This is a genomic window from Pantanalinema rosaneae CENA516 (assembly GCF_050753385.1).
Classification (GTDB): Bacteria; Cyanobacteriota; Cyanobacteriia; order Leptolyngbyales; family Leptolyngbyaceae; genus Pantanalinema; species Pantanalinema rosaneae.
The window spans coordinates 1-12241 of sequence record NZ_JBLZFZ010000068.1; the positions used below are offsets into that span (position 1 = coordinate 1).

Genomic DNA, 12241 nt, shown 5'->3' on the forward strand with positions numbered 1-12241 from the left:
AGATGTGTATAAGAGACAGTAGGGGAGGTCAGGGGCATGGGGGGGCTAGCTTGTCTGCTGCATCGGCTTCCCCGGCGCTACCGCTTTCTCCAACCAGTGAACTCATCCTGGTGACGGGATTTTCGGGAATTGGCAAAACGGTGGTTGTGAATGAAGTGCATAAACCGATCGTCAAACAACGGGGATATTTCATCAAAGGTAAATTTGACCAGTTTAATCGCAATATTCCCCTATCGGCGTTTGTGCAAGCCTTCCGTGATTTGATGCGGCAATTATTGAGCGAGAGTGATGCACAGTTACACCATTGGCAACGCCAAATCCTGGCGGCGGTTGGTGAGAATGGTCAAGTGATGATTGATGTGATTCCTGAGTTAAAGCAGATTATTGGTGCCCAACCTGTGGCTGTAAAATTATCGGGAACGGCGGATCAGAATCGCTTTAATCTGTTATTTCAAAAGTTTATCCAAGTGTTTGCCACTCCAGACCATCCTTTGGTGATGTTTTTGGATGATTTGCAATGGGCGGATTCGGCATCGTTGCATTTGCTACATCTGTTAATGGCAGAGTCAGCCATTCCCTGTCTGCTAGTAATTGGCGCTTACCGCGATCACGAAGTTTCCCCCGTACATCCCCTCAGCTTAATGCTAGAGAGTTTGAGTCAAGCAAATGTGCCAGTACGAACGATCGCACTGGCTCCATTAAGTCAGGATAGCCTGAATCAATTAGTGGCTCATACGCTCAACTGTGCCGCTGCTTTAGCCCAACCCTTAACTGAGTTGATTTATCAGAAAACTCAAGGCAACCCCTTTTTTGCCACTCAATTTCTCAAGGCGTTACATCAAGACGGGCTAATTCACTTTAATACTGAGTTTGGCTACTGGCAAGGGGATATTGCCCGCATCCGTGAGTTAGTTCTGACTGATGATGTTGTTGATTTTATGGCATTGCAGATTCAAAAATTGCCACCAGACACTCAAACAGTGTTGAAATTAGCTGCTTGTATTGGCAATCAGTTTGATTTAGCGACATTATCAATTGTTTATCAGCATTCAGAAATGGAAACGGCCGCCGATCTTTGGTCTGCCTTACAAGCCAGATTAGTGGTTCCTACCCACGAAGTTTATAAGTTTTATCAGGTGCAGGCAAACATCAGCCCAGCAGACCTCCCGCATCCGACGGTTTGCCTGTCTAATCTTACTTATCACTTTTTGCACGATCGTATTCAGCAAGCGGCGGCTTCTCTGATCACTCCTGATCAGAAACAAATGACGCACCTGCAAATGGGACAAATGCTGTTGCAGAATACACCAGAACCACAACGAGAGGAGCGGCTATTTGCCATCATCAATCACTTGAATGCAGGGGCTGCACTCATTACAGATCCTGAGGAGCGAACCCACCTGGCACAGTTGAATCTGGCGGCTGGCAGAAAAGCTAAATCAGCGACCGCCTACGTGGCAGCAATTGACTATCTCACGGCTGGAATTCGCATGTTACCTGGCGATGCGTGGGCACATTATTACGATCTGACCCTGGCAATTCATATTGAGGTAACAGAAGTAGCGTATCTGAATACTGATTTTGAGCAGATGGAACAGTGGGCAATGGTGGTATTACACCACGCTAAAGCCCTACTTGATACCATTCCAGTGCAGAAAACTCGCTTGCTGGGGGCGAAGGCGCAAGGACAACTACGTGAATCGCTTCAGATTGGATTACAGGTGTTGCAGGCGTTGGGAATGGGCTTTCCTGAGCAACCGACACTGGCAGACATTGACCAGACGTTAACCCGCACTCGCCAACTGTGGCAAGGGCGATCGGTGCTCAGTTTACTCAACCTACCGATCATGCATCATCCTGGTCATTTGGCAGCAATGGAAATGATGACGGTCTTAGTCCCTTCTGCCTATCGGGTACTGCCCAACTTAATGCCACTCCTGATTTGTCAACAAGTAGAATTATCGATGCAATCCGGGAATTGCTCGATTTCTATCTTTTCCTATGGCGACTACGGGTTGCTATTGTGTGGCGCGATCGGGGAAATGGACGCTGGTTATGAGTTTGGTCAATTATCCCTAGCGATGTTGGATCGGCTGCAAGCAACCGTGTGCCACAGTCGAATTGGCTACATTGTTCATTACTTTGTGAGCCACTGGAAGGAACCTTTACAGCAGCAACTCCAACCCTTGCTAGCGGCATACCAGAGCGGCTTAGAGACGGGGGATCTAGAATGTGTGGCGTTAAATGCCCATGCCTACTGTTACTACTCTTTATGGGCAGGTCAGGAGTTAACGGGTTTAGCTAAAGCCATGGAAGCCTATTGTCAGGCGATCCAGCGAACGAAGCAAGAGGTGATCCTGAAGTGGCTGAACACGGCACAACAGTTAGTATTAAGCCTACTGGGAAGCAGAGATCTTCCCTGGCAGAGTAAAGCAGGGGATGAGCCAGCCCGATCGCAACCCTGTCATGACGAAACTTGCGATCGCACAACTATTTTTCACGATCAGTTTAGTCAAATGGTGTTGGCGTATCTATTCATGCAGTATGCCACCGCCGCTCACCATGCTGCCCAGCTAGAACACTATCTTGATGGTGGGTTAGCCATCTTCCCATTCGCGCTGTATCCCTTTTATGATGCCTTGATCCAGCTCGCGCAGTATTCCCAAACTAGCGTAGAACAACAGTCAGTGATGCTAGAACGCATTCAGACTCAACAGGACAAAATTCAGGAATGGGCAACGCTAGCTCCTTTTAACCATCAACATCGGTGGGAATTGATCGAAGCTGAGCGGCAAGCGCTTCTGCACGATCGCGTTAGGGCATGTGATCATTACGATCGTGCCATTGCGGGAGCCAAAGAGCATGGGTTTATTCAGGATGAGGCATTAGCGAACGAGTTAGCGGCTCGGTTCTATCTTGCCTGGGGGAAAGAACGTCTTGCCCAAGAGTATCTGATCAATGCCTACGATCGCTATAAATGCTGGGGGGCAACAGCGAAACTGCATGATTTAGAGCAACGGTATCCCCAGATCCTATTGCCAATCGTGCAGCCATCCCCCACTGCCATCAATACCCTGATCCTATCGGGCAATTCCAGCCACCTCTCGACCGCGCTCGATTTAAGTACCCTACTTCAGGCGTTCCACACCCTATCCAGCGAAATCCAGTTGGATCAACTCTTGCCAACGTTAATTCAACTGGTGATGACAAACGCTGGTGCTGATAAAGCGGCATTGTTTCTTAACTCCGGTGGAGTCCTGGAAGTAGGAATTAAGTATTTTGACAATGCGGTGCAATTGCTAAAACGCAAACCGATCGATGATTGTCAGCATGTTCCCCTTGCCCTAATTCATTATGTGGAACGGACACGGGAAACCGTGATTACAGACTACAAAACCCATCCCAGCACCATCACGGATCCCTATTGTCTCCAATTCCGTCCCCAAAGCTTACTGTGTACGCCCATTCTCAATCAGGGTAAGTTAGTGGCGGTGTTGTATCTAGAAAACACCATGGCGGCGGCAGCGTTTACGGACGATCGCGTAGAACTGCTTAAGGTCTTGTGTGCCCAGGCGGCGATTTCCTTAGAAAATGCTCATCTGTACCAGCAAGCGCAGACCTACGCCCAACAATTAGAAACCTCCCTCAGTCAATTACAGGAAAGTGAAACTCGCTTTCAGCATCTAGCTACTAACCTCCCTGGCATGATTTTCCAGCTGCATGTCACCGCTGATGGCACGATCTCTGTACCCTATGCCAGTTCTGGGTGTTACAACCTGTACGAGGTCACGGCTGAAGCGATGATAGCGGGTCAGTATAGCTTCCGAGAATTTGAACATCCGGACGATCGATCGCTGATTGAACAGATGATGGCTGAAACAAGTCGATCGCTGCAACCCTTTAACCTGGAATTCCGCATTGTCACCCGATCAGGACTAACGAAATGGATTCACGTCGTTTCTCAACCCACCAGTCAGTCGCAGGGGGCATTAGCCTGGGATGGCTTGGTGATGGATGTCAGCGATCGTAAACGGGCAGAACTGGAGCGCGATCGTCTGGTACAGGATCTCTCCCAACTCAATACCAGTCTAGAACAGGCAAATCGGCAATTGGAAGAGTATTCCCAGACGTTAGAACAGCGGGTGGCCGCCCGAACGCAGGAACTCTCACAAGCCCTCAGTCATCTACAAGCTGCCCAGCAAGACCTGATTCAGTCAGAAAAACTGGTGGCACTCGGACAACTGACAGCGAGCATTGCCCATGAAATTAACACGCCGCTTGGAGTGATTCGGGGGGCAACGAACAATATCACAGCTGCATTTCAAGCCTCCCTGCAACAGTTACCGACGTTACTCCAACATCTGTCCGAGACTCAACGCTCTGAATTCTTGGCATTAGTCAATACAGCCTGTCAAAACCACACCTCGCTCTCAACCCGTACTGAGCGACAACACCGATCGCAACTACACGCCGAACTGGTTCGTCAAGGCATTGTTGAGGCTCACGCCATTGCAACCCAACTTACCCTATTGCGGCTTAAACCGGATTTGACGTGCTATCAGTCTCTACTCAAATCTGCTAACTGTCTGGAAATTTTGCAGACCGCTTATCATCTCGTGTTGCAAGCCCAAAATGCCAGAAGTATTCAACAAGAAGTCGATCGCGCCGCTAAAATCGTGTTTGCCTTAAAAACCTATAGTCATCACAGTCCGGGGGGAGAAAGCTGCCAAGTTTGGATTCCCGATGGCATTGAGGTAGCCTTAACGCTATATCACAATCGCCTCAAACAAGGGATTAACGTAATTCGCTGCTATGACTCAGAAATTCCTGAAATAATTGGCAATCCCGATGAACTGACTCAGGTATGGGTGAATTTAATTGACAATGCCATTTATGCGATCGGGCAACGGGGCACGCTAGAGATCGCTATCAGATCAAGGGTTGAGCAGTTAATGGTAGAAGTCGCGGATTCGGGGAGTGGAATTCCTGCCGACATTCAATCCCGCATTTTCGAGCCATTTTATACGACCAAGCCTAGAGGGGAAGGGAGTGGCTTAGGGTTAGATATTGTGCGGCGGATTGTCACCAAACATAACGGTAGCATTGCAGTTCATAGCCAACCGGGGAGAACAGTCTTTACAGTCATGTTGCCCTTATCACCATCTGCCTCAGGGAATCAATCAGGTTACGGGCATTCGCCGCCAGAGCCGCCTGATTCAGGGACATTGTGAAGTCTTTGTTTAGAGGCTAGAGCACTCAATCCAACGATATGCCATCCTATGCCCAATCAACCAACACAGGTGATCGAATATTCCCTTATACCAAGCTACAACCCCCTGGGAGTGACCAATGAGTAACCCAACTATTCTATGCGTAGATGATGAACGTAACGTTCTCCTAACGTTAAGAACTCAGTTGTTCCGGCAGTTTCCTCACTACACGATCGAAATTGCCGAAAGTGCGGCTGAAGCATTGGAACTGGTGGACGAACTGATCGCGGCGGGGGTAGAAATTCCCCTGGTGATTGCGGATCAGATTATGCCAGGGATGAAAGGGGATGAATTCCTGATTGAACTGCATGTTCGTTACCCGCAGATTTTAACAGTCATGCTGACTGGACAAGCCCGAGCGGAGGATGTGGGTAATGTGGTGAATCGCGGGAACCTCTACCGCTTTATTGCCAAACCCTGGGATGAAACCGATCTCACACTGACGGTGACGGAAGCGGTGCGTAGTTATCAGCAACAACAACAATTGATGCAGCAGCAGTTAGCCTTAGCGCAGGCGAACCAGGAACTAGAGAGATTAAATGCCAAGCTAGAACAACAAATCCAGGAACGCACTCGAAAACTTGATCAAAGTGAACAACAACTACGGTTATTTATCGAGCATACGCCTGCCGCCATCGCCATGCTCGATCGCCAGATGTGCTATCTCCTCACCTCACGACGCTGGCAGGAAGATTATCACCTGGGCGATCGAGACATGATTGGACGATCGCACTATGACTTATTTCCAGATATCCCCGATCGCTGGAAAGACAGCTATCAAAGGGCATTAGCTGGCATCGTCGTGCGCTGTGAGGAAGAGCAGTGCGTGCGGACAGATGGCTCGGTGATCTGGATTCAGTGGGAGGTGCATCCCTGGTATACCACAACCAACGAAATTGGTGGCATTATCCTGTTTACTCAGGTGATTACCGAGCGAAAACGGTTAGAGTTAGCCCTGCAAGCTTCGCAGGCACAACTGACCGAGATTTTAGACCGAGCGATCGCAGGAATTATTCGCCTGCGGTTATATCCCGATTCATCCATGCAATTTGATTATATTTCGCCCCACTACGAGCAGATTTGGGGGTTTACGGCGGACGAGTTAAGAGCCAATACCAACTGCTGGCGATCGCGGATTCATCCAGACGATTGGGTCAATATTGTCTTGCCAAATATCCAAATGGTTTTGACCCGCCGGGATGTTTTTACCTATGAGATGGAATATCGTTGCCAGCGTGACCAGGATCAGTTGCGGTGGGTGTTAGCGGCTTGCTATGTGCAATGGGAAGACTCGAAGGGCTATTGGGATATCACGGTTGTGGATACGGACATTACCGATCGCAAAGCAGCTGAACTGGCTCTCCAGCAGTTGAATGAAGAACTAGAACTTCGAGTTCAGCAACGGACTCAAGAACTGATGCAGTCAGAACGCGATCTACGGACTATTTTCAATAATGTCTATGATGCCATCTTGATTCATGCCCTGGATGGGACAATTCTGGATGCCAACGATCGCGCCTTAGAAGTGCGGGGGGCGACACGGGAACAACTGCTGGCTGCCACGATTCCCGATTTATCTGCCCCAGATGCGCCGCTGGAACGGCTGCCGGAAATCCTCCAACGGGTACAAGCGGGGGAAACCATGCGGTTTGAATGGCGAGAGCGCCGATTTAACGATCAGAGCCTATTTGATGTCGAAATTTCTCTGCGGCGGGTCACCCTGGGGAATCGTCCGGTGTTTATTGCCGGAATGCGCGATATCAGCGATCGCAAACAAGCGGAAATGGCTTTACGTGAATCCCAACTTTTTCTGCAAACGGTGATTGATACGTTTCCCTTAACGGTGTTTTGGAAGGACTGTAATTCCGTATATTTAGGCTGTAATCAACGATCGGCTCAGGTGGCTGGTTTAGCTTCACCTACGGAGATCGTAGGCAAAACTGACTATGACATGCCCTGGGCAGCCACCAACGCCGATGCTTACCGGGCAGACGATCGCGAGGTGATCAATTCTGGTATTGCCAAACTGGGCATCATTGAAACTCAGGTTCGGGCAGATGGTTCAATGGTCTGGATTGAAACGAATAAACTACCGTTGTATAACCTCAGGGGTGAGTTAATTGGCTTATTAGGCACCTATCAGGACATTACCGATCGCAAACAAGCCGAACAGTCCTTACGAGATAGTGAAGCTCAGTTGGCAGAACAGAACGCCATTTTGCAGTCTGTGATCGAAAGTACCCCGGATGTCGTGTTTGTCAAAGATCGTCATGGACGGATTGTGCTTGCCAACTCAGCCTTTGTTCGCTTTTTCGACCAACCGTTAGATGCCTTACTCGGTAAAGATGATGCAGAACTGTGGTCTCCCGAAATGGCACGACAACTGCGTCAACTCGATTTCAAAATTATGACGACCGGAATTGCGGAAACCCTGGAGGAACGAGTACCGCACACCGATGGAATGCGTACCTATCTAACGACTAAAAGCCCCTGGTATGACGCTCAGGGCAATATCATTGGCACGATCGGCTTATCTCGCGATATCAGCGATCGCAAACAGGCTGAAGAAGCGTTGCAACAACTGAATCAGGAGTTGGAGCGTCGTGTGCAAGAACGCACAATGGCATTACAGCAAGCGATGGAAGCGGCAGAAGCGGCTAATCGCGCCAAAAGCATTTTTCTGGCAAACATGAGCCACGAACTGCGAACACCACTCAACGCCATTTTAGGATTTGCTCAACTCATGGCTCGTGACCATAGCTTAGAACTGGAAAAACGCCAACAACTGAATATTATTAATCGCAGTGGTGAACACTTATTGAATTTAATTAATGACATCTTAGAAATGTCTAAAATTGAAGCTGGACGAATTACCTTTACGCCTAACAGCTTTGATCTCTATAGTTTACTGAATACCCTAGAAGAAATGTTTCGGCTACGGGCGATCGAAAGAGGGTTACAATTTATTGTCGATCGTGCTCCTAATCTACCCCAATATATTGAAACTGATGAAAATAAGCTCCGCCAAGTATTGATTAATCTGGTCGGAAACGCAATTAAGTTTACCCAGCAAGGTCAAATCATCCTCCGCATATCCACAGTGATACTGCCGCAATCAGCCACCAGCCCGCTACCACCAACCACACCAAACCAGTCGCCTACCCCCAATCACCTAGAACCGATTTATCTTCACCTCAATGTTGCAGATACTGGAATTGGCATTGCCTCGGATGAATTAGACAGCTTATTTGAACCATTTATTCAGTCGAATAATCGCCAATCTGCCCAGGAAGGAACCGGGCTAGGGTTGCCAATTAGTCGGCAATTCGTGCAATTGATGGGCGGAAACTTAACAGTCTGTAGCACCCTCGGAGTTGGCTCTATCTTTGCGTTTACAATTCCAGTACGATTGGCGGAGGCAGCCCAACTATTCACTCAAGCCTCACCACGTTACATTCTAAAGTTAGCTCCCAATCAACCGTCCTATCGAATTCTGGTGGTTGAAGATCATGAGACAAGTCGGCAATTATTAGTGCAACTGTTACAATCGGTTGGCTTTAAAGTCCAAGCCGCAACCAATGGACAGGAAGCGATCGCCCTCTGGGAAACCTGGCATCCTCATTTGATCTGGATGGATATGCGGATGCCTGTCATCAATGGCTATGCAGCCACTCAGCAGATCCGAGCTATGGAATATCAAAGGCAGTATGGTGAGGGCATTGCCGAACAACCATCCTTCCCATCCTCCTTACCCCCCACTCCTACACCGCCACTGACTAAAATTATTGCCCTGACGGCGGGAGCCTTTGAAGAGGAACGCGCCAAGGTCTTAGAGGTAGGCTGTGATGATTTTGTCCGTAAACCCTTTCAAGAGACTGACTTGCTAGAAAAAATGACTATCCACTTAGGGGTGCAATATATTTATGGCGACCCTGATACAACAGCTAACCCATCACAATCCTCTGCCGGTTCATTTAATGCGATCGCGGCTCTCCGGAAGTTACCCGCTCCATTTCTGGCACAACTCTATCAAGCGACGGTAGAGCTCGATCATCAAAAGCTAATTCATCTGATTGAGCAATTGACTCCTACACAGCCACAACTTGCCGCCCTATTCATTGAAAAAGTAGACAATTTTGACTTCGTACCGATTCTGCAACTGCTGCAAGCCGCGAGAAGTACAACTGGCACAAACTGATAAATTTAAATTTAGAGTACCCTTTAGAGAGACGATTGAAGTCGGGCTGCTATTCGATACTGCAAGTAGGAACGCCGTAAAGGTCTAAGATTTGTCATGGATAATCCACGGGGCAATTCTAATCGAGCTTGGGCACACCTGAGTAATGCTCGGCTCGTTCGCTATCTGCTGCTGTTGGCGTTGGCATGGGCGATCGTGCAAGTGTTGGCTTACTTTGAAACCGTTATAGTCATTTTTATTTTTGCGGCGATTCTAGCCTTTCTGTTGAACTATCCGGTGAGAGTGATTACCCGCTTCATGCCCCGTTGGTTAGCGGTGCTGCTGGTATTTTCCCTGGCTGTTCTGGGGCTGGCGGGGCTGATGGCCACGATCGGGTTAGCGGCGATTTCGCAGGCACAACAGTTATTAAAACAGGCTCCACAAGTCCTGGAATCTGTCATTAATCAGCTCGAAAATTTACAATCCTTTCTGCAAAGCCGTAATATTGCGGTCGATTTTAGTACATTCGAGACTCAGTTGCGTCAACAAGTCCTGAGTCTGGTTGGCATGAGTTTCACAACGATTCAGAACCTATTATTCAGCCTACTAGATTTAATTTTGATCGCAGTCGTAGGTTTTTTCATGTTACTAGATGGTCGGCGGCTATGGAACTTAATCATGAAACTATTTCCCCCCCAGATCCGCCAGGAACTGACAACCGCCATTCAGAAAAACTTTCTTGGTTTCTTTTGGGGGCGCTTGCTCCTCTCGATTTTCTTTGGAGTCTCGGCGTTTTTCATTTTCATCTTATTAGGCATTCCCTATGCCCTGGTCATGGCAGCGATCGCGGGTGTATTCGACCTGATTCCTGGCATTGGTGCCACGATTGGAATTAGCCTGGTTTGTTTAATCATTTTGCCCCAGGGAGTGTTGCTCAGCTTAAAGGTGTTGGTTGGATGTATTTTACTGCAACAGATTGAGGAGAATCTGCTAATGCCTCGGGTGATGCAGGGATCGATTAATATGAATCCTGTGATCATGTTTTTTGCGTTGTTAGTAGGGGCAAGAATAGCCGGTTTAGTCGGTGTGTTTTTATCTATTCCGATCGCAGGGGTATTAATCAGCCTTTTGGATGTTGACGAAATGCGAGGGGAACAAATCGCTAACTCCTCAGATTGACTTGTGTCGTCTGTCACTATTGCGTCACATTTGCCATTGAAGGTGAAGGAAGTAATTGGCTGAATATTTCAGGAGGTTCTATTTTGGACGCTATGAAGCAAAAATGGTTAGGTGTTGCGGCTGGATTCATGATGTTGCCCGCACTGGCTGCCTGTGCTCCAGAAACGGCTCAAGCCCCAACCGATACAGCACCGGCTCAACCATCCCCTGGGTTAACTCAATCGCCTCCGGCAGCAACCGCACCGACCACTGACAATCGTAGTATTGCCGAACTAGCAGCGACCGATAACTCTTTATCTACATTTAATACAGCCATTGAAGCGGCTGGGCTGACTGAAGCGTTACAGGGGCAGGGACCCTACACCGTCTTTGCGCCATCAGATGAGGCGTTCGCCGCGATTCCTGCCGAAACTCGGGCACAGCTATTGCAACCCGAAAACCGCGAAAAACTCCGGCAAGTGTTGTCCTATCATGTTGTGTCTCAGAACCTCCCTGCAAACCAACTTCAGTCAGGGGAAGTAAATACGCTGGCAGGTCAGCCGTTGAATGTGCAGGTCAATCAAGGCACTCAACAGGTTAGTGTCAATGACGCGAGCGTCACCCAACCCAACCTCCAGGCGAGTAATGGGATTGTGCATGTGGTCGATCGGGTGATTTTACCCCCTGACTTCACACTGTAAGCGCTATCCATCCGCGATCGTAGGGGCAGTTGCTCGGGTCAGTCTGGCGATACACTGAGCAGTAACCTTGCCCCTACACAGTAGTCCATCCAGTAAACATCGAGCGAGAAAGGATGATGAAAGGATTGACTGGTAAGACGGCTCTGATTACAGGGGCAAGTTCGGGCATTGGTCAGGCAATCGCAATTCGTCTGGCACAGGAAGGATGCCATATTGCGATCAACTATCGTAAAAGCCCAGAAGGGGCTGAGGATACGGAAGAACAGGCAATGCAAGCCGCCTGTGGAGAAGTCGAAAATTGTGGCGTGCGATCGCTGTTGATTCAGGGAGATGTTTCCCAAGAAGCAGACATTGTGGAGATGGTGAATACCGTGGTCGAGAAATTCGGTCATTTGGATATTCTGATTAACAATGCTGGTATTCAGACGGAACGAGTCTCCCATGAAGTCCCAACGGATGAATTCGATCGGGTCATTTCCGTTAACTTGCGAGGAGCTTATCTCTGTGCGCGGGAAACTATTAAGCATTTTTTAAAGCAACAACGGACTGGAGTGATTATCAATATTTCCAGCGTCCACGAAATTATTCCCCGCCCCACCTATGTCAGCTACTCCATCAGCAAAGGTGGCATGGGAAATTTGACCAAAACCTTAGCCTTAGAGTACGCCGATCGGGGCATTCGGGTGAACGCGATCGCGCCGGGAGCCACCGTAACCCCGATTAATGCGGCATGGACGGATGATCCAGAGAAAGCGGCGATCGTGGAAAGCCACATTCCTATGGGACGGGCGGGAACATCAGAAGAAATGGCGGCTGCCGTAGCGTTTCTGGCATCGGACGAAGCGACTTATATTACCGGACAAACACTGTTTATTGATGGTGGATTAACGCTCTACGCCGATTTTCGAGAAAGCTGGTCTGCATGAGGTGAAATC

At 48.7% G+C, this 12241-nt stretch carries 5 protein-coding genes; all 5 read left to right on the forward strand.

Annotated features, from left to right (window positions below; genetic code table 11):
- Window positions 1-50 precede the first annotated feature (50 nt).
- The 5 genes from ACN4EK_RS27265 to ACN4EK_RS27285 all read left to right on the forward strand — a co-directional run bounded on the left by ACN4EK_RS27265 (window position 51) and on the right by ACN4EK_RS27285 (window position 12232).
- Window positions 51-5231: a trifunctional serine/threonine-protein kinase/ATP-binding protein/sensor histidine kinase gene (locus ACN4EK_RS27265; protein ID WP_431661473.1), complete on the forward strand. Its 5181-nt coding sequence runs from the start codon at window positions 51-53 to the stop codon at window positions 5229-5231.
- 118 nt (window positions 5232-5349) lie between these two features.
- Window positions 5350-9468, forward strand: coding sequence for a PAS domain S-box protein (locus ACN4EK_RS27270; protein WP_431661474.1), 4119 nt, complete (start codon window positions 5350-5352; stop codon window positions 9466-9468).
- Window positions 9469-9564: 96 nt separating this feature from the next.
- Window positions 9565-10626, forward strand: a complete 1062-nt coding sequence (locus ACN4EK_RS27275) for an AI-2E family transporter (protein ID WP_431661476.1) — start codon at window positions 9565-9567, stop codon at window positions 10624-10626.
- 92 nt (window positions 10627-10718) lie between these two features.
- Window positions 10719-11306, forward strand: a complete 588-nt coding sequence (locus tag ACN4EK_RS27280) for a fasciclin domain-containing protein (RefSeq protein WP_431661477.1) — start codon at window positions 10719-10721, stop codon at window positions 11304-11306.
- Between the two features lie 116 nt (window positions 11307-11422).
- Window positions 11423-12232 (forward strand): SDR family oxidoreductase, encoded by an 810-nt coding sequence (locus ACN4EK_RS27285; protein ID WP_431661478.1) that lies wholly within the window; start codon window positions 11423-11425, stop codon window positions 12230-12232.
- Window positions 12233-12241 lie beyond the last annotated feature (9 nt).

Excerpts from the sequence above, each read along its gene's own strand:
- ACN4EK_RS27280 (WP_431661477.1), top strand. The coding sequence starts at position 10,719 with ATGAAGCAAAAATGGTTAGGTGTTGCGGCTGGATTCATGATGTTGCCC.
- ACN4EK_RS27270 (WP_431661474.1), top strand. The coding sequence starts at position 5,350 with ATGAGTAACCCAACTATTCTATGCGTAGATGATGAACGTAACGTTCTC.
- ACN4EK_RS27275 (WP_431661476.1), top strand. The coding sequence starts at position 9,565 with ATGGATAATCCACGGGGCAATTCTAATCGAGCTTGGGCACACCTGAGT.
- ACN4EK_RS27285 (WP_431661478.1), top strand. The coding sequence starts at position 11,423 with ATGAAAGGATTGACTGGTAAGACGGCTCTGATTACAGGGGCAAGTTCG.